17 protein-coding genes are annotated in these 18,618 nt (G+C 73.0%); 6 read left to right on the forward strand and 11 right to left on the reverse strand.

Annotated elements, in window-relative coordinates; translation table 11 throughout:
- Positions 1-309 precede the first annotated feature (309 nt).
- The gene (locus ACZ607_RS18075; RefSeq protein ID WP_469735666.1) at positions 310-936 is read left to right on the forward strand and encodes an alpha-ketoglutarate-dependent dioxygenase AlkB; all 627 of its coding nucleotides are present in this window, start codon (positions 310-312) and stop codon (positions 934-936) included.
- 162 nt (positions 937-1,098) lie between these two features.
- Positions 1,099-2,370 (forward strand): enterochelin esterase, encoded by a 1,272-nt coding sequence (gene fes / locus ACZ607_RS18080; RefSeq protein ID WP_469735667.1) that lies wholly within the window; start codon positions 1,099-1,101, stop codon positions 2,368-2,370.
- A gap of 36 nt (positions 2,371-2,406) precedes the next feature.
- Here fes and ACZ607_RS18085 read toward each other — a convergent pair whose 3' ends face one another.
- Positions 2,407-2,868 carry a MarR family winged helix-turn-helix transcriptional regulator gene (locus ACZ607_RS18085; RefSeq protein ID WP_469735668.1) on the reverse strand — a complete coding sequence of 154 codons (462 nt, stop codon included), beginning with the start codon at positions 2,866-2,868 and terminating at the stop codon, positions 2,407-2,409.
- A 101-nt stretch (positions 2,869-2,969) separates the two neighbouring features.
- Between ACZ607_RS18085 and ACZ607_RS18090 the strand changes: the two genes are divergently transcribed.
- Positions 2,970-3,341, forward strand: coding sequence for a VOC family protein (locus ACZ607_RS18090; protein ID WP_469735669.1), 372 nt, complete (start codon positions 2,970-2,972; stop codon positions 3,339-3,341).
- Positions 3,342-3,357: 16 nt separating this feature from the next.
- Here the strand turns inward: ACZ607_RS18090 and ACZ607_RS18095 are convergent, their stop codons facing one another.
- The 8 genes from ACZ607_RS18095 to ACZ607_RS18130 are packed head-to-tail and all read right to left on the reverse strand — an operon-like array spanning position 3,358 to position 13,100.
- The gene (locus ACZ607_RS18095) at positions 3,358-3,555 is read right to left on the reverse strand and encodes an MbtH family NRPS accessory protein (RefSeq protein WP_469735670.1); all 198 of its coding nucleotides are present in this window, start codon (positions 3,553-3,555) and stop codon (positions 3,358-3,360) included.
- Positions 3,552-7,517 carry an amino acid adenylation domain-containing protein gene (locus ACZ607_RS18100; RefSeq protein ID WP_469735671.1) on the reverse strand — a complete coding sequence of 1,322 codons (3,966 nt, stop codon included), beginning with the start codon at positions 7,515-7,517 and terminating at the stop codon, positions 3,552-3,554. The genes ACZ607_RS18095 and ACZ607_RS18100 overlap by 4 nt, the downstream gene beginning before the upstream one ends.
- Positions 7,514-7,741 (reverse strand): phosphopantetheine-binding protein, encoded by a 228-nt coding sequence (locus ACZ607_RS18105; RefSeq protein ID WP_469735672.1) that lies wholly within the window; start codon positions 7,739-7,741, stop codon positions 7,514-7,516. Before ACZ607_RS18105 ends, ACZ607_RS18100 begins: the two co-directional genes overlap by 4 nt.
- Positions 7,742-7,746: 5 nt before the next feature.
- Positions 7,747-8,379, reverse strand: a complete 633-nt coding sequence (locus tag ACZ607_RS18110) for an isochorismatase family protein (protein ID WP_469735673.1) — start codon at positions 8,377-8,379, stop codon at positions 7,747-7,749.
- A gap of 46 nt (positions 8,380-8,425) precedes the next feature.
- On the reverse strand, positions 8,426-10,081 hold the full coding sequence (locus ACZ607_RS18115; RefSeq protein ID WP_469735674.1) for a (2,3-dihydroxybenzoyl)adenylate synthase: 1,656 nt from the start codon (positions 10,079-10,081) through the stop codon (positions 8,426-8,428).
- Positions 10,078-11,277, reverse strand: a complete 1,200-nt coding sequence (locus ACZ607_RS18120) for an isochorismate synthase (protein WP_469735675.1) — start codon at positions 11,275-11,277, stop codon at positions 10,078-10,080. Before ACZ607_RS18120 ends, ACZ607_RS18115 begins: the two co-directional genes overlap by 4 nt.
- A gap of 57 nt (positions 11,278-11,334) precedes the next feature.
- Positions 11,335-12,123: a 2,3-dihydro-2,3-dihydroxybenzoate dehydrogenase gene (locus tag ACZ607_RS18125; RefSeq protein WP_469735676.1), complete on the reverse strand. Its 789-nt coding sequence runs from the start codon at positions 12,121-12,123 to the stop codon at positions 11,335-11,337.
- Positions 12,120-13,100: an ABC transporter substrate-binding protein gene (locus ACZ607_RS18130; protein ID WP_469735677.1), complete on the reverse strand. Its 981-nt coding sequence runs from the start codon at positions 13,098-13,100 to the stop codon at positions 12,120-12,122. Before ACZ607_RS18130 ends, ACZ607_RS18125 begins: the two co-directional genes overlap by 4 nt.
- 159 nt (positions 13,101-13,259) lie before the next feature.
- Here ACZ607_RS18130 and ACZ607_RS18135 point away from each other — a divergent pair, with 159 nt between their 5' ends.
- From ACZ607_RS18135 to ACZ607_RS18145, 3 genes are read left to right on the forward strand one after another with little or no spacing between them, the layout of a single operon-like run.
- A complete protein-coding gene (locus tag ACZ607_RS18135; RefSeq protein WP_469735678.1) occupies positions 13,260-14,345 on the forward strand; it encodes a FecCD family ABC transporter permease in 1,086 nt (361 codons plus the stop codon).
- Positions 14,346-14,392: 47 nt separating this feature from the next.
- Positions 14,393-15,466 carry a FecCD family ABC transporter permease gene (locus ACZ607_RS18140; protein ID WP_469736604.1) on the forward strand — a complete coding sequence of 358 codons (1,074 nt, stop codon included), beginning with the start codon at positions 14,393-14,395 and terminating at the stop codon, positions 15,464-15,466.
- Between the two features lie 8 nt (positions 15,467-15,474).
- Positions 15,475-16,284, forward strand: a complete 810-nt coding sequence (locus tag ACZ607_RS18145) for an ABC transporter ATP-binding protein (protein WP_469735679.1) — start codon at positions 15,475-15,477, stop codon at positions 16,282-16,284.
- Here ACZ607_RS18145 and ACZ607_RS18150 read toward each other — a convergent pair.
- Together ACZ607_RS18150 and ACZ607_RS18155 are read right to left on the reverse strand one after the other, a co-directional pair.
- Complete coding sequence (locus ACZ607_RS18150; protein WP_469735680.1) at positions 16,277-17,635, reverse strand: MFS transporter; 1,359 nt, start codon at positions 17,633-17,635, stop codon at positions 16,277-16,279. The genes ACZ607_RS18145 and ACZ607_RS18150 overlap by 8 nt on opposite strands.
- A 37-nt stretch (positions 17,636-17,672) precedes the next feature.
- Entirely contained in the window at positions 17,673-18,593 is a 921-nt protein-coding gene (locus ACZ607_RS18155; protein ID WP_469735681.1) for an amidohydrolase family protein, read from the reverse strand.
- Positions 18,594-18,618: the final 25 nt, after the last annotated feature.

The raw sequence follows: 18,618 nt of genomic DNA on the forward strand, positions 1-18,618 counted from the left end.
CGTACCGCCGCGCGGCCCTGCGGGGGCCTCACGGCGTCGCCGCTCTCCTGCCCACCCGCGCGCAGGTCAGTGCTCCGGGTTCCACGGGCCGCCGTCCTCGGCCGTACGGGCGGATCCGGCGAAGCCGCCTGCCGGACGGGGCGGAAGCCCTGGTCAGGCGTATCGCGGTCGAACCTCCGGCCCCGGCAGCTTATGGCCGATCCCGGGCCGCTGCGACCGGGGCGGGCGCCGCTCCCCGACGCCGCTGCCCGACAAGCAAGCAACAGTGATAGGAACGTTTGTTCTAATGGGGGGAGTAGACTTGTCGCCATGTCCTTTCCTCTCCAGGGTTCGCTCTTCGACCAGGCCGACCGGCCGCTCCTGGGCCCGCTCGCCGGGCTGCGCAGGACGGTCCTCGGCGACGGGGCGTGGATCGACCTGCTCCCGGGCTGGCTGAGCGGGGCCGACGAACTGTTCGCCGAGCTCGCCCGGGACGTGCCGTGGCGGGCGGAGCGCCGGCAGATGTACGACCGGACCGTCGACGTGCCCCGGCTGCTCGCGTTCTACCGCTCGCAGGACGCGCTGCCGAGTCCCGTGCTGGACGAGGCCCGCGACGCGCTGTCCTCCCATTACGGCGACGAGCTCGGCGAGCCCTTCACCACCGCCGGACTCTGCTACTACCGGGACGGACGCGACAGCGTCGCCTGGCACGGCGACCTGACCGGACGCAGCTCGCGCGAGGACACGATGGTGGCGATCCTCTCCCTCGGCGCCCCACGTGATCTGCTGCTGCGTCCCTGCGGTGGCGGCGAGACGGTGCGCAGGCCGCTGGGCCACGGCGATCTCATCGTGATGGGCGGCTCCTGCCAGCGCACCTGGCAGCACGCGATCCCCAAGACCGCGCACGCCCGGGGGCCGCGGATCAGCGTCCAGTACCGCACCCGCGGAGTGCGCTGACCGGGGCGCGAGGGGCCGGAGACCTGCCCGTCCCGCTGCCGGGTCACCGGGAACCACTGCGGACCAAAATTAGGTTAGCCTAACCTCAGCACCCTCGCGCCGCTATGGGGCCATGAGGGTAGGTCCCCGCGTCGCCGTTCCTCAGTATTCGGAGTCCCCCTCGTGATCACGTCAGTGCCGCCGCAGGACTCCCCGCGACGGCCCCCGCGAACCGTGCGCCCGGACGAGGTGCCACGGATCGCGGACCCGGGATTCGCGTTTCCGGAGCCGGGGGAGACCGGGGATTTCTGGGCGGCCGTACGCACGAGCGGCACCCCTCTCGTCTCGCCCGACCCGCGGGGGAGTGCCGATCACCGGGCGGTGACGTTCCTCTGGCGCGGCACCCCCGCCACCCGCGCCGTCCAGGTGCTCCCCAACAAACTCGGCGACCCGCGCGCGCCCGAGGGCAACCTGATGGAGCGGGTGCCCGGCACCGACGTCTGGCACTGGACCCTGCGCCTGCGCCACGACTGGCGCGGCACCTACGACTTCTACGTGGACGAGGGCGACGGCCCCGAGCCCGGCACCGCCCGCTACTGGCAGTGGCTCCGCGCGCGGCGCCGCCACGATCCGCTCAACAGCCGTGCGCTGCCGCGCCGTTGGGACGGCACCCCGGTCTCGTACGCCCAACTCCCGGCGGCGCCCGGTGGGCGCGACTGGCGGCCCAGGCCGGGCGTCGCCCGTGGCCGGGTGGCCGCCCACGAGGTGCCGGCCGGGAAACTGGGGGGTGGCACCCGGCGCGTCTGGCTGTACGAACCGCCCGCCGGCCCCGAACGGCCGGCGGAGCTGCCCGTGCTCGTCCTCCTCGACGGAGAGCACTGGCAGCCGCACCTCGGGCTCGCGCACCTCCTGGACAACCTGATCGCCGACGGCCGCATCCCGCCGCTCGTCGCCCTGCTCCCGGACTCCGTGGACGCGGACACCAGATGGTCCGAGCTGACCTGCCGTCCGGAGTTCGCCGCCTTCCTCGCCGACGAGCTGCTGCCCTGGGCGGCTGCCCGCCTCCCCGTCACCGCCGACCCCGCCCGTACGGTCGTCGCCGGCCAGAGCCTGGGCGGTCTCTGCGCCGCCCACACGGCGATGTCCGCCCCCGGCCGCTTCGGCAACGTCCTCGCGCAGTCCGGCTCCTTCTGGTGGCCCGACGGGCCGCAGGCGGAGTGGCTCACCGACCGGATCGCCCGGACCCCGCGCCTCCCGGTGCGCTTCCGGCTCTCCTTCGGTGAGCAGGAGTGGGTCGCCCTGCCCGCGGCCAGGCGCCTGCGTGAGGTCCTGGCGGAGGCCGGGTACGACGACGCCTCCTACCGGGAGTTCAACGGCGGCCACGACTACCTGTGGTGGCGCACCGAGCTGGCCGACGGCCTCGTGGACCTGCTGGGCCCCGCCGCTCCCCGATGACTCCCGTAGGGCCCGCGCGGCTGTCCCAGGTCCGAGTCACTCGTCGAGGGCGTCGGTCATCGTGTCGAGGTCGGCCAGGAGGGCCGCCAGCCGCCCCTCGGGGATGCTCCTGATCATGCGTTCCTCGATGGCGTAGACGGCGCCGCGCGCCGCTCGCAGGCGCCGTTCCCCGGCCGGGGTCAGATGGGTGGGCAGGGCGCGTCCGTGCTCGGTCGTGAGCGGCCGGGTGATGAGGCCGGCCTCCTTGAGGCCGCGCAGGACGACATTGGCCGACTGCCGGGTGACGAAGGTGCCGCGGGCCAGATCGGCGTTGGACAGGCCGGGCCGTTCGTCGAGGAGTTCGAGGCAGGAGTACTGCGGGACGGTGAGGCCGTGCTCGCGCAGGGCCTTGTCCATGGCGTTGCGCAGGGCGGCCGAAGCGCGTTTGAGGCGGTATCCGACGTGCTCGGTGACGTCCTGGGCGGGGTGGGGTGCGGGGACGGGTGCGCGATCTTCCATGTCAGCATTTTGACATAGGGAGGAGCCGGTGCCTATGGTCATGCATGTCAAAGTCCTGACATCGAAGCACCGCATTTCCCGGACATCTCCCAGGAGGAACCATGACCGCCACCGTCGAAGGCCCCGACTTCATCGCCCTGCAGGTGAAGGACGTGCCCGGCGCCGCCGCCTTCTTCGAGGAGCGACTCGGGCTGCGCCGGGCCCCCGGCGGGCCGCCCCACGCCGTCGTCTTCGCGACCAGCCCGATCCCGTTCGCCGTCCGCGAGCCGCTGCCGGGTGTCGACCTGGACGGCGACGCGCGCCCCGGTCTGGGTGTGGCGCTCTGGCTGCGGACCACGGACGCCGGCCTGCTGCGCGAGCAGCTCGTGGCGGCGGGGACGGAGGACGTCACGCCGTTGCAGGACAGCCCGTTCGGGCCGGTGTTCTCGTTCACCGGCCCCGAGGGCTACCGGCTCACCGTCCACGGGAGCTGACCGCGGCCCTCGTACGTCACGGTGCGCGGCGGGCGGGCGCCTCCAGCGTGGCCGTGCACGCCGCGTGCGGTGCCGGGCCGAACCGCACGGACCAGCCCGCCGGCACCTCCCGCCAGACCGGCCACAGGGACAGCCGGCCGGTGGTGTTCTCCAGCACCAGATGCGTGGCGCGGCCCTCCGCGCCCGGGTCGAACGGTCCGCTGCTCGTACTCATGCGTCCAGCTCCTTCAGGCGGGCCGCCAGGACGGCCGCGATGTCGTCGAGAGGGCGGTCCCGCATCAACTGCGGGTGGGTGCAGTCGAGGTCGTGGTTGTCGATGGACCCCGACACGTGCGCCCGCCACGCCTCACGGGTGAGCCAGTCCTCCGCGCGCGGGGCGGCGGCCGTGAAGAACAGCAGGTCGCCGTCGTACCGCCGGTGCCGGTGCTCGCGCATCATCCGGGCGTGGTTCGGCACGATGTCGACGATCTTCGACAGCGCCCGGTCGCTCAGCCCGGCCAGCGGGCTGCCCGCACGGCGCAGCGTCGCGAGCACGTCCTCACGGTCCTGCTCGTGGGTGCGCTCGAAGCCGGCCATCCGCAGTACGGCGGTGAGCGCGTCGCCCTCCTCCGGGGCCGCGCGCTCCCGCCACTGCTCGGCCGGGAACGCGTCGAGCAGCGCCAGCAGTTCGACCTCCTCGCCGGCCTCCTGGAGCAGCACGGCCACGGTGTGCGCCAGCACCCCGCCCACGGACCAGCCCAGCAGCCGGTAGGGGCCGTGCTCCTGGATCGCCCGGATGTGCCGGACGTAGTCGGTCGCCTCCTCCTGCAAGGTGCGCGGCAGCGGCTCGTCCCCGGCCAGCCCGCGGGCCTGGATGCCGTACACCGGCTGCTCCGGGCCGAGGCGGGCCGACAGTCCGGCGTAGCACCACGCGACCCCGCCGGCCGGGTGGATGGCGAACAGCGGTGGACGCCCGTCCCCGCCGCGCAGCCGCAGGACCACGTCCAGCGCGTCCTCGGACGCCGGCCCCGTGGAACCGAGCCGTGCGGCGAGCGCCGCCGGTGTCGGGGACTCGAACAGCGAGCCGATCGTCAGCCCGGCGCCGAACTCCTCCCGTACGCGCGCCACGAGCCGCACCGCCAGCAGCGACGTACCGCCCAGGTCGAAGAACGCGTCGTCCGGGCCCACCCTTTCGACGTCCAGCACCTGAGCGAAGAGCCGGGTCAGGGCCTCCTCCCGCGCGTCCGAGGGACGCCGCGCGTCCGCGCCGCCGCCGAACACCGGGGCGGGCAGGGCGCGCCGGTCCAGCTTGCCGTTGGGGCTCAGCGGGAAGGCGTCCAGCGCCACCACCGCCGCCGGGACCATGTGCTCCGGCAGCTCCCGCGCCAGCGAGGCGCGAACGGCCAGCGGATCGGCGCCCCCGGTGATGTAGCCGACCAGCCGCTGATCGCCGGGACGGTCCTCCCGTACGAGAGCGCAGGCGGCGTCCACCCCGGACCGGGCGGTCAACGCCGTCTCGATCTCCCCGAGTTCGACGCGGTGCCCGCGCAGCTTGACCTGGTCGTCCGTACGGCCCAGATGGACGACCTCGCCCTGCTCCGTCCAGAGCGCCAGGTCGCCCGTGCGGTACATGTGTTCCGCGGGACGGCCGAGGGGATCGGGGACGAAGCGGGACGCGGTCAGCTCGGGGCGGCCGAGATACCCGTCGGCGAGCTGCCGCCCGGCCAGATAGAGCTCCCCGGGGATCCCCGGCGGGCAGGGCTGCAACGCCGCGTCGAGCACGTACAGACGGGTGTTCCAGACGGGCCGGCCGATCGGCACCGGGCCGGTGCCGTCCGCCGCGCACGCGTGGAAGGTGACGTCGACGGCCGCCTCGGTGGGGCCGTACAGATTGTGCAGCTCCACGCCGGGCAACTCGCGGCCGAACGCGTCGGCGGTCCCGCGCGGCAGGGTCTCACCGCTGCAGAAGACCCTTCTGAGGCTGCCGCACGCCTCGGTGTCCGCCTCCGCGAGGAAGACCTGGAGCATCGACGGCACGAAGTGGCAGGTGGTGACGGCCTGTTCGCGGATCAGCCGGGCCAGGTAGGCCGGGTCCCTGTGACCGCCCGGCTCGGCGAGCACCAGCGCCGCACCCTGGCGCAGCGGCCAGAAGAACTCCCACACCGACACGTCGAACGACGACGGTGTCTTCTGGAGCACCCGGTCGTCCGCCGTCAGCCCGTACGCACCCTGCATCCAGCGCAGCCGGTTGTCGATCGCCGCGTGCGGGACGACGACGGCCTTGGGGCGGCCCGTCGAGCCCGAGGTGTAGACGACGTACGCCGGATGGGCCGGGGTGAGGGGCCGCGACGGGTTCACCCAGAGGTACTCCGAGACGTCGAGGCCGTCCAGGACGACCAGCGGGGTGCCGGCGTCCTCGGGGAGCCGTCCCGCCCGGTCGGTCACGGCGCACACCGGTGCCGCGTCCCGGAGCATGTACGTGAGCCGCTGCTCCGGATAGTCCGGGTCCAGCGGAAGATACGCGGCCCCCGCCTTCAGCACGGCGAGCAGGGACACCACGAGCTCCACCGAGCGCGGCACCGACACCGCCACCACCGCCCCGGGCCGGGCGCCGAGCGTCCGCAGATGCCGGGCCAGCCGGTTGGCGCGGGTGTTCAGCTCCTCGTACGTGAGCGAGGTGTCGCCGGACACCAGGGCCGTCGCGTCAGGGGTGCGCGCGGCGCGCGACTCGATCGGGCCGATCAGCGTCGTGGGCGGCAGCGCCCGGGCCGTGTCGTTGAACGTACCGACGACCAGCTCCAGTTCGGCTTCCGTGGCGATACCGTGCGCCGCCGTCGGGACATGCGGGTCGGCCCGGCTCAGCCGCTCCACCAGATGCACGAAGCGCTCCTGGTGGGCGGCCAGCTCCCCGTCGCCGTACAGCGCGGGGTTGCCGTCGTGGTCGATGCGCAGACCGTGGCCGTCGGAGCGGTCGTAGATGTGCAGCGTCAGATCGTCGACCGGTCCCGCGGACAGATTGCCGGCACGCGCCGGCGCTCCGGCGAAGTCCACGTCGTAGTCGAAGGGCATGACGTTGACCAGGGGGCCGACCAGCCCGCGGTTCTCCCCGAGGAGCCGCAGGTCGCGGCGGATGTCCTCGTAGCGGAACCGCTGGTGGCGGCGGACCTCGCGGATGCCGAGCACCACCTGGCGCACCAGCTCGGCGAAGGTGGCGTCGGGGGAGACGTCCAGCCGCAGCGGGAGCACGTTCATCACCATGCCCGGCACCCGCAGAGATACGGACCCCATGCGGCCCATCATCGGCAGCCCGAGCACGACCTCCTGACGGCCGGTCGCCCGCGCGGTGTAGAGGGCCTGGGCGGCGATCAGGACGTCCGGCCAGGACGCGCGGAGCCGGTCGGCCAGCTCCCGCAGACCCTCGGTGGCCTCGGGGCCCAGATGGGTGGTGCGGCGGAGGAACGTCCGTGAGGGCAGCGCCCCGCGCCCCGCGAGCCGGGGCACCTCCGGACGGTCCGCGAACGCCTCGGCCCAGTGGGCGCGGTCGGCGGTGAACGCCTCGGAGGACCGGTACGCCGCGTCCTCCTCGACCAGGTCGGCCAGGGTTCCGAACGCCCGAGGCCCCGGCTCCTCGCCCCGCGCCAGCGCCGAGTAGACCTCGGCGGTCCGGCGTACCAGGAGCGAGTAGCCGAAGCCGTCCATGACCAGGTGGTGGATGCGCTGGTACCAGAGCCACCGCTCCTCGCCCACCCGGAACAGGGCGTGCCGGAACAGGGGCCCCGACGACAGGTCGAAGGGCTCGGCCAGGTCCGCGCGCATCCACTCCTCGGCCTGCCGGCCGGGGTCGGCCGCGTCCCGCAGGTCGTGCGTGGTGAGGGGCAGCGGGACCGAGGGGCGGACGCGCTGACGCGGCCCGTCCGGGGCGTCCTCGACGGAGACCCGCAGGGCGTCGGCCTCGGCGGTCACCCGGCGCAGAGCCGCCGCGAACACCTCCGGGTCGACCGGCCCGTCGATCTCCAGGCACTCGGCCGTGTTCTGCGCCGGGCTGAGCGGATCGAGCGACTGGGCGAACCACATGCCCGACTGGGCGGCGGTCAGCGGCAGTACGACCTCCGGGGCGGCCGGGGTTCCGGAGGACTCAGGGGCGCCGCCGGCCGGTACCGGGCCGGTCCCGTCGGAGCCGGTGAGCAGGACGGTCATGAGGCCTCCAGCCGCGGCACCCGGACATCGACGGCCGGCTCCCCGGCCAGGTCCGCGAAGTCCGCCACGACACCGTGGTCCCGGCGCCGGCGTCCCCGCAGCGACACGACGCGGACCGGGTCCGGGCCCTGGTCCAGAAGGTTCTCGTCGAGGGGGATGTCCGTGGGCTTCACACCCGAGGCGTCGGCGGCATCGTGACGGATCAGTTCAAGGGTGAGCGTCACGGTGTTCAGACCCCCTTCAGGAGGTCGTCGGTCGAGGTGACGACCGCGCAGCGGCCCGCGGCCCAGCGCAGGGCCATGTCGTGGTCCTCGCGCGAGAAGTCCGCCACGGCGTCGGCGACCACGAAGGCCTGGATGTCACGCATCCACGCGTCGCAGGCGCTCATGAGCACGCCGATGTGCGCGTACACACCGGTGATCACCAGCTGGTCGCGCCCGGACTCCCGCAGCAGGGCGTCGAGTTCGGTGCGTACGAACGCGCTGTACTTCCATTTGGTCAGGACGGTGTCACCGTCCGCCGGCGCGACGGCGGCGGGTATCGCCAGCGCCTCGGGGTCGTCGGCGGCGCCGGGACCCCAGAAGTCGAGCTGGAGACCGCGCTCCTCCGCCGTCTGGCCACCGCGCTGCACCGAGTAGACGACGGGCACACCGAGACGGCGGTACTCCTCGATGACCCGGGCCGTGTTGTCGAGCATGCCGGTGAGCGGCTGCTCACCGGGCGGGAAGGCGCCGAGGAAGTGGTTCTGCAGGTCGTGGACCAGGAGCACGGCCCGCGCGGGGTCGACGGTCCAGTCCACGCGGTTCGCGGGCAGTTCGGCTTCGGTCGGCAGTGCGTACGAAGCGATGGCGGGAAGAGCCATGGGTGGAACCTTTCGGTGCCGCTCGGGGCGGAACTCGGTACTGATCTCAGTGCTGGGGGGCGGGTTCGGCGGACGGGCCGGGGACCGCGTCGGAGCGCAGTCCCTTCTTGCTGACCTTGCCGATTCCGGTCTGCGGGAACGCCTCGACGAACTCGACGAGGTCGGGGACCTTGTACGCGGCGACACCACGCTCACGCACGAGGCGTTTGATCGCGGCCGGCTTCAGCGGCTCGGCACCGTCGCGGAGGATGACGTAGGCCAGGGAGCGTTCCCCCAGATACGCGTCGGCCACCCCCACGACGGACACGTCGTGCACCGACGGATGGCCGAGGATGATGTTCTCGATCTCCTCCGGGGCGACCTTCTCACCGCCCCGGTTGATCTGGTCCTTGGCACGGCCCTCGACGACCAGATGGCCGGTCGGGGTGCGGCGCACGATGTCTCCGGTGCGGTAGAAGCCGTCCTCGGTGAACGACTTCCGGTTGTGCTCGGGCGCCCGCCAGTAGCCCCGGATCGTGTACGGACCACGGGTGAGCAGGTGGCCGAAGCCCCCCTCGGGCACGTCCTCGTCCGCGTCGTCGACGACACGGATCTCGTCGTCCTCGGAGATCGGCAGGCCCTGGGTGGTGACCACCGTCTCGTGGTCGTCGTCCAGGCGCGTGTAGTTGACGAGGCCCTCGGCCATGCCGAAGACCTGCATCAGCCGACAGCCCAGCGCGGGCTCCAGCCGGCGGGCCGCGGCCTCGCTGTACTTGGCGCCGCCGACGAGGATCAGCTCCAGGCTCGACAGATCGTGCCCGGTGCTCCGCCCCGCCTCCGTCCACACCAGCGCGAGGGGCGGCACCATCCCGGTCATCGTCACGCGTTCGCGTTCCACCAGCGGGAACGCCGTCGCCGGATCGGGGCCGGGGCACAGCACCACGGTGCCCCCGGCGTACAGCGTCCCGAGCCAGCCGGGGGAACTCATCGGGAAGTTGTGCGCGGCGGGGAGCACGACGAGGAAGCGGGTGTCCCCGTCGACGCCGCAGATCTCGTTGGACCCGCGCAGCGAGTAGATGTAGTCGTCGTGCGTACGCGGGATGAGCTTGGGAACCCCCGTGGTGCCGCCCGACAGCTGGAGGAACGCCAGATCGTGCGGCGCGGGCTCGTACCCGGCCCCCGTGGGGGCGCACGGCACCTCGGACAGGGCGGTGTGCTCGCCCGGCTCACCGACGACGAAGACGTGCTTCAGGGTCGGCGTACGCTCCTTGACCTTCGTGGCGAGCGCGAGATGGTCGAAACCGGCGTGCCGGTCGGGCACCACGTAGGCGACGGCCTCGGTGAACGAGCAGAAGTACTCGATCTCCGTCTCCCGGTGCGCGGGGAGCGCGTAGACGGGCAGCGCCCCGATCCGGAAGAGCGCGAAGACGACCTCGATGAACTCGGCGGTGTTCGGGAGCTGTACGACGACCCGGTCGCCCGGGGAGATGCCGCGCGCCGTGAAGCCGGCGGCCAGCCGGGAGGCGCGCTCGTCCAGCTCGCCGTAGGTCCACGCACGGCGTTCGGGGGCGGGGTCGACGACCGCGACACGGTCGGGGTGCCGTTCGGCGCGCTCGCGGAGCATCCCGCCGAACGTCTCGCCGCGCCAGTGGCCCGCCGCGCGGTAGCGCTCGGCGAACTCGGCGGGCCAGGTGGGCGCGTCGGTGGCCTGGGAGGCGTTCACAGGGCGGCTCCCACGGCGCTCAGGAAGGTCCGGAACTTGGCGCCGGTCTCCGCCGTCTCGGCGTCCGGTGAGGACTCCGCGACCACGCCCGCGCCGGCGAACAGCCGCAGGGTGCGGCCCTCGGCCTCGGCGCAGCGGATGGTCACCACCCAGTCGCCGTCGCCGTCCGCGTTCTGCCACCCGACCATGCCGGTGTACGCACCGCGGTCGAAGGGCTCGGATTCCGCGATCACCTGCCGGGCCACATCGGTCGGCGTGCCGCAGACCGCGGGCGTGGGGTGCAGCGCCGACGCCAGGTCCAGGGCGGTGGACGAGGGGTCGCGCAGCTCCCCGGTCAGGGTCGTGGAGAGGTGCCACATGGCCGCGGTCCGTACGAGGGTGGGGCGTTCGGGTACGTCCAGGTGTGAGCAGAACGGCAGGAGGGCCTCACGGATGGCGTCCACGACGACCGCGTGCTCGTGGAGGTCCTTCGGCGAGTCCAGCAGGGCCGCGGCCCTGCGGACGTCCTCCGCCAGATCGCTGCTGCGCGGCGCCGAACCGGCCAGCGGGTTGGCGACGAGACCGCCGCCCCGGCGGGCCACGAGAAGCTCGGGGCTCGCACCCACGAGCGTACGGCCGGGACCGCTGGGCACGGCGAAGGTGTAGCCGCCCGGGTCACGCCGGGCCAGCCGGCTCAGCATGGCGGGCAGGTCGAGGTCACGGGCCGAGGTCAGTTCCAGGGTGCGCGCGAGGACGACCTTGTCGAACTCACCGGCGCGCATCCGCTCCACGGCGGCGCCGACCGCCGCCGCGTACTCCCGGGCGGCCGGCACCTCACGTATCCGCCAGTCGTCGCCGTCACCGGCGTCGGGGCCGTGCAGCGCGATCAGCGGGTCCGTGCACAGGGCGGTCGCCCAGCGGACGGTCTCCGGGACGGCGAGCGAGGCCACCCCGCCGGGAGCGAAGGGCACGGAACCCACGACGACCGGCGACGGGTCGCCCGCGCGCCGGGCCGCCTCCAGGGTCTCCCGCACCCGCAGCGGCAGGGGCCGTGCGTCGTGCGGCACCAGCGCCGAGGTGCCGGAGCCGAGCAGGGTGTGGGCGGGTGTCGCGAGGAAGCGGTCCGTGCCGGGCCGGTAGGCCTCCAGCAGAGTGGTCGCCGCGCCGGGGGAGTCGAGCGGGGGCGGAGCGACGGGGACGCGCAGAGATGCAGACATGGGTGGTCTCCAGAGGGGAGGGCTCGAGCGTCGGCAGGATGACGTGGCGGCGCGGGCTCAGGCCCGCAGGGTGGCACCGCCGTCGACGTACAGGTCGTGCAGGGTGATGTGCCGGGCGCGGTCGGACACCAGGAAGGCGACCGCGTCGGCTATGTCGGAGGGTTCGGCGATCCGTCCGAGCGGGATACCGGTGCGGTACGTCGAGGGGTCCCCCTCGATGACGCGGCGGGCGGCGGCCTCCTCGTCGCCCGCCGTCCACATGCCGCGCTGCATGTCGGTCAGGGTCGAGCCGGGGGAGACGGTGTTGCACCGCACACCCCTGGGCGCCACTTCGAGCCCGAGACACTTGGTGAACATCACGGCCGCCGCCTTGGAGGCCGCGTACGCCGCCATGCCCGTGCGGGGGATGCCCGCGGCGTTGGAGGCCACCGTGACGATGCTCCCCGAACCCCGCTCGGCCATCCGGCCGGAGACCGATCGCGACACGTGGAACACGCCGCCGGTGTTGACGGCGAACGTGGCCGCCCAGTCCTCGTCCGACAGGTCGGCGACGGACGAGACACGGAGGACTCCGGCCACGTTGACGGCGATGTCCAGCGGGCCGAGCGTGCGTTCCGTCTCCTCGACGAGGTCCTCGACGGCCGCCGCGTCCGTGACGTCGAGCGTGCGGGCGGTCACCCGGCCCTCGTACGTCTTCTCCAGGGCGGTGACGCCCTCGGGGCCGAGGTCGGTGGCGAGGACGCGGGCGCCACGGCCGGCGAGGGCGTGCACGACGGCCTCACCTATGCCGCGTCCCGCGCCCGTCACGAGGGCGAGCCGGCCGGTGAGTTCCTGCTCGGTGCTCACTTGACCATCGCCTTCCGGATGTCGTCGAGCACCGAGACGGCTGCCTGCGCGCCGCCCAGGCTGGTCCACTTGGTGCCGTCGACGACGGTCGCGTGCTTGTCGTGGACCGCGCCGAGCTGCTGGTAGGCGGGCTTCTTCGCCAGCTCGCCGAGCAGGTCGGCCTCGGTGCCGGCGTCGAGGGAGCCGATGAACAGCCAGTCGCCGTCGATCTCTTCGAGGTTCTCGTCGCTGAGCGGCGTCGAGTGGCCCTCGCCCTCGTCGTTCTGGATGCCCGGGCGCTCGAAGCCGAGGTCCTTCAGCACGTCGCTGATGAAGACGCCCTGCTGCATGACCGCGGTGCCCTTGGCCGAGTAGCGGGCGACCGACACACTCGCGCCGGCCTGATCGTTGAGGTCGGCCCTGAGCGCGGCGGACCTGGTCCCGTAGTCGGCCAGGAACTTCTCGGCCTCGTCGGACTTCCCGAGCGTCGTGCCGGTGAGCCGGAGGGCCTTCTTCCAGTCCTTGGTGTCGTCGATGGTGACGACCGTGGGCGCGATCTTCCGGAGCTGCGCGAGCACCTGCTCGTCGGCGAGCTGCCCGGCGAGGATCACATCCGGCTTCGCCCGGACGACCTTCTCGATGTCCGGGCCGGTGACGGCTCCCACCACGGGGATGCTCCCGGCCTGGTCCGCCAGGTACGCGGGGGCGCCCTTCTGGCCGCGCCCCGCGGTCAGGCCGACCGGCTCGACGCCGAGGGCGAGGGAGGCGTCGAGGTCCATCTCGCTGAGGGCGACCACGCGTTCGGGGGTGGCCGGCACCTTCACCTTCGCCCCGGTCGCGTCCGTGACCTGGTTCGTCGCCGCGGCCCCCGCCTCGGCCGCGTCGGCTTTGTCCTCGGTTCCGCAGGCGCTCAGGGTGAGTGCGCAGAGCGTGAGCAGGGCCGCCGACAGGGCGGGACGTGCGATACCGCGGGACGAGGGGGGCGAATACGGCGCCATGGCCTTGGATCTCCGTTTGCGTTCGGACGAATCCGGTTCCGGCCGGGCGCCCTCCGAACGTGAATCGGAGAGAAGCGGTACACATCGCGCCACTTCAGGGCATAGGTCTGCCCGTGACCCGCCAGAACCGGACGAGTGCATTTAGGTTAGGCTAACCTTATGTCGATAGCGCAAGGGGGTCGGCCAAGGTCAGCCGGATCCCGCCCATCGGGGACTCCCCCCGACCAGGACCGGTCAACCCCTTTGATCGCCGGGGGACTTCTGCTTGTTCTCTTGGCCCTCGTGCTGCTCTCCCTCGTCATCGGCACCGGCGCGAGCCCCGTGGGGCGCGCCTGGGACTTCCTCCTCGGCGACCCCGCCGCCAGGGCCGACGCCCAACTCCGGCTGGCCGTCATGGACGTACGCCTCCCGCGCACGCTCGCCGCGCTCCTGGTGGGCACCTGCCTCGGTGCGGCGGGCTGTCTGCTCCAGGCCGCCACCCGCAACCCACTGGCCGAAACCGGTCTGCTCGGCGTCAACTCCGGGGCCGCCTTCGCCGTTGTCGTCGGACTCACGTTCTTCGGCGCCGGATCCCCGGGTGCGCTGCTCGTGTGGGCCCTCGTCGGCGGCATGGCCGCCAGCGCCGTCGTCCTGCTCCTCGCCGGATCGGGACGGACCGCGGGCTCGCCACTGCGCCTGGTCCTGGCCGGATCCGCGCTCGGCGCCACCTTCCACGGCTGCACCTCCTACGTCCTGCTCGGCACGCGGTCGACCTTCGACACCTACCGCTACTGGACGATCGGCTCGCTCGCCGGGGTGGAGGTCTCCGCTCTCGTCCCCCTGCTGCCGCTGGTGGCCCTCGGCCTGCTCACCGCACTGGCCTGCGCGCGCCCGCTGTCGGCGCTCGGCCTCGGGGACGACGGCGCCCGTTCGCTCGGCCACCACCCCGGGCGCATCCGGCTCGTCGTCGCCGGAGCGGTCTCGCTCCTGGCCGGCTGCGCGGTGGCCGTGGCCGGGCCCATCGCCTTCCTCGGCCTGCTGGCCCCGTACGCCGCGCGGGCGCTGACCGGGCCCCGCATGACGGCCCAACTCGTCCTGTCCGCCCTGATCGCGGCCGACATCATGCTCCTGGCCGACATCCTCGCCCGGGTCGTCATCCGCCCCTGGGAGACACCGGTCAGCGTGCTTCTCGCCTTCGTCGGCGGTCCGATGCTCGTTTGGATCGCCCGCTCCTCCCGCCTGTCCACCGCGGGGGCCGAGGCATGACCGACCCGGAAACCGCCGGCGTGACGATCCCGCGTGCCGATGCCGAGATGACACCACCGCACCGCGCCTCTGCCGCCGAGGTGACACCCCCCGACAGCACCGTGCTCCGCAAGGGCGCGTACTCCTGGCTCCTCCCGCGCCGCAGCGCACTCACCGCCGTCGTCCTCGTGCCGGTGCTCGCCGTCCTCGTCGCCCTCGCGGTGCTGGCGAGTTCGACCGGCATGAGCCTGCCGGAAACCCTCTCCGGGCTCCTCGGCACCGGCGACCCGGGCACCGTGATGATCGTGCGGGACTTCAGGCTGCCCCGGATCTTCGTCGGACTCCTCGTCGGCGCCGCGCTCGGCATCGCGGGCTGCCTCACCCAGACCCTGGCGGGCAACCGCCTCGCCGCCCCCGACCTGGTCGGCGTCAACGACGGCGCCACCGCGGCCGTCGTGGCCGCCGCGGCGGGTTCCAGCACCGGCATGGTGGGGAACTGGTGGCTCGGCCCGGTCGGCGCCGTCGCGGCCGCCGTGATCGTCGTGCTGTGCGCCGGCGGAGCCGGAAGCGCCGGATACCGCGTCCTCGTGACCGGCATCGGGGTCTCCACGTTCCTCGGCGCGGTGGGCGACCTGATCATGTCCCGGGAGAACGACAACACGGCGGGCGGCGTCTTCCTCTGGGCCGTGGGCAGCCTCAACGGCCGTGACTGGGGCGTCGGTACGCCGCTGGCGCTCGTCCTGCTCCTCCTCGTCCCGCTCGCCCTCGCCGTCGGCCACCGGCTCCAACTGCTGCGCTTCGACGACGACGTGGCCACCTCGCTCGGCGTCGACCCGCGCCGGCTGCGCGCGGCGGCCCTGGCCCTCGCCGTCGCCCTCGCGGGCACGGCCGTCGGCGTCGGCGGGCCCATCGCCTTCGTCGCGCTCGCCGCCCCGGTCCTCGCCCAGCGGCCGGCCGGACCCACCCGGGTCCCGGTCACCGGATCCGCGCTCACCGGCGCGGCCCTGATTGCCGCAGCCGACGCCCTGGGCCGGGTCGCCGCCCCCGTCGAACTGCCCGTCGGCGTCGTCACCAGCGTCCTCGGCGGCCCCTTCCTGCTCTGGGTCCTGTTCCGCCCGGACCGTGCCACCGGAAAGGCGTGACCAGCCCCATGACCGACACACCACGCGAGAGCGCCCCCGGCCTCGACGTCACCGCGCTCCACGCCGGATACCCCGGCCGGCCCGTCGTCGAGGACGTCGGCCTCACCGTCCCCGCCGGCCAGGTCGTCGCGATCGTCGGCCCCAACGGCTGCGGGAAGTCCACCCTGTTGCGCGCGATCGCCCGCCTGCACCGCCCCGACTCGGGAACCGTACGGGTCGGAGGCGAGGACATCTGGGAACTCACCCGGCGCCGGGCCGCCCACCGCGTCGCGCTGCTGCCCCAGTCGCCGCGCGCCCCCGAGGCGGTCACGGTCGCCGGGCTCGTCCGCTACGGCCGCCACCCCCGGCAGGGCCTGCTGCGCCAGTGGTCGAAGGAGGACGAGAACGCCGTACGCGACGCCCTGGAGGCCACCGGAACGACCGGACTGGCCGCCGAGCGCCTGGACAGGCTCTCCGGCGGCCAGCGTCAGCGCTGCTGGCTCGCGATGGTCCTCGCCCAGCACACCCCGGTCGTCCTGCTCGACGAACCCACCAGCGCCCTCGACCTCGGCCACGCCGTGGAAGTCCTGGAGCTGGTCAGGGAGGTCGCCGCGACCGGCCGCACCGTCGTCATGGTGCAGCACGACCTGGCGGCGGCGGCCCGCTACGCCGACCTCCTCGTGGCCATGAAGGACGGGCGGGTCATCGGCCGGGGCGAACCGGCCGGCACGGTCGACGAGACCCTGGTGAAGGAGCTCTACGGGCTGGACGCGGACATACTCCGCGCCCCGGGCGACGCCTCGCCCGTCGTGGTGCCGAGGAGCCGGCCGCTCAGGTAGCGGACGGGACGGTCCCCGGCTTCCGTACGGCCGGCCGCGGGGGCCGGGTCCGGGGGCCGAACACGGCGAGGGCCACCGCGCCCACCATCCAGACACCGGCGATGAAGTAGAAGACGCTCTGGTAGCCGGTGCGGTTGTAGAGCGCCGCGATGATCAGCGGTCCCGCGGCGTTCGACAGCCGGCCGATCCCGTAGGTGATGCCCGTCCCCAGGGAGCGGCTCCGGGTGTCGAAGAGCTCGGGGGAGTAGGCGTACGCCAGGGCGGTGTAGCCGCGCTCGAAGAGGTTCACCAGGAAGCCGAAGATCACGATGAGGACCGGGTCGAAGGTCAGACCGTAGAGCAGACCGCACGCCGCGATGACCGTGCCGAACGCGACCAGGCACCACTTGCGCTCGAACCGGTCGGTGACCAGGGAGGCCAGATAGGAGCCGAGGGGTGCGCCGACCGTGGTGAGGGCGACGTAGAAGACGGACTTCTCGACGCTGAAGCCCTCCTTGGACAGAAGGGTGGGTGCCCAGCTGGAGTAGCCGAAGAAGCCGATGGTCTGGGTCACCCAGAGGACGGTGAGCAGGAGCGTCGGCGCGAGGTACCTCTTCTTCAGCAGCAGACGCAGCGGCGCCTTGACCGCCGGGGGCTCCTCGACGGGCTCCGCCGGCACGGCGAGCGGCCCCTTCTCGGCGCTCACCAGGGCCTCGATCTCACGCAGCACCGTGTCGGCCGCGGCATGGTCGCCCTTGCTCTCGTACCAGCGGGGCGACTCCTTGAGGTGCCTGGAGAACAGCACGAGGAGGATGCCGAGCGCTCCCCACAGGTAGACCAGCCGCCAGGACCAGTCGCTGAGCGGGACGACGAGACTGGCGATCAGGTTGGTGGCCGGGGTGCCGCAGATCCCGATGACCATGGCGTACGCCTGGAACTTGCCGCGGACGGCGGCCGGATACATCTCGTTGACGTAGATGACCGCGACGACGGTCATGGCCGACAGGCCCGCCGAGGTGAGCACCCGGAAGACGCCCAGCGAGACGATGTCCCACGCGAAGACCGAGACGAACGAGAAGAAGCCGAAGAACAGCGTGGTGCGGAGCAGGGTCTTCTTGCGGCCCCACCGGTCGGCCACGGCTCCCGCGACGACGGAACCGAGGAACATGCCGACGAACGACAGCGAGGTGACGTAGGCGACCTGGTCGACCGTCACACCCCAGAGGTCGATCAGCTTGGGCGCGGTCGTCGCGAAGCTGTTGATGTCCGCGAACTCGAAGAAGTACGCGAAGGCCACCGCGAGCAGGGTGGTCTTGTGGAAGCGGGAGATCGGCAGCCGGTCCAGCCGGTTCGCCGCGTTGGCGTGCTGCATGGGGACGGTCCCTGTCGGAGTGCGGGTGCGGGGGAGATCAGACGCCTTCGCCGGGCCAGTACAGGCTCATCGGATTGGCGACGAGGAGCCGGTACTGCTGCTCGGGGGTGACCGCGACCCGAGGCACGTGGTCGACCAGGAGGCCGTCGTCGGGCATGTGGTCCGTCAGATTGGGGTGCGGCCAGTCCGTGCCCCACAGCACCCGGTCCCCGAACTCCTCGATCACACGGCGGGCGAACGGCACGACATCGGTGTAGGCGTGCCTCTCCCCGTCGAGTGCGGCGGGGCCGGTCACGCTGAGACGCTCGGGGCAGCTCACCTTCACCCAGACGTCGTGGGCGTCGACGAACCGGAGGAAGCCGGTGAACTGCGGGCCGTCCACCGGCAGGGTCACATCCGGCCGGCCCATGTGGTCGATCACCAGGGGAGCGGGCAGGGAGCCGAAGAAGCCGCCCAGCTCCGGGAGATCGGCGCTCTCGAAGTAGAGCACGATGTGCCAGCCCAGCGGGGCGATCTTCGCCGCGATCGTGGCCAGGTCCTCCTTCGGGGAGGTGTCCACCAGCCGGCGGAGGAAGTTGAAGCGGACCCCGCGCACCCCGGCCGTGTGCAGCTCGCCCAGTTCGGCCTCGGTGATGTCCGGCCGGACGGTCGCGATGCCGCGCGCCCGGCCACCGGCCGCGCGGACCGCGTCGGTCATCGCGGTGTTGTCCGCGCCGTGACAGGTGGCCTGGACGATGACCGCGCGGCTGACGCCCAGGTGCTCGTGTAGTGCGGCGAGCTGGTCCTTCCCGGCGTCACAGGGCGTGTACTTGCGCTCGGGGGCGAACGGGAACGCGGCCTGCGGCCCGAACACATGGCAGTGGGCGTCGACGGTGCCCGCCGGCAGCCGGAACGCGGGTACGGACGGATCCCGGTACCAGTCCAGCCAGCCCGGGGTCCTGGGGGAAGGCGCACTCATCGAATCTCCTGACGGCACAAAAGGT

The organism is Streptomyces sp. NPDC104381, from assembly GCF_055583745.1.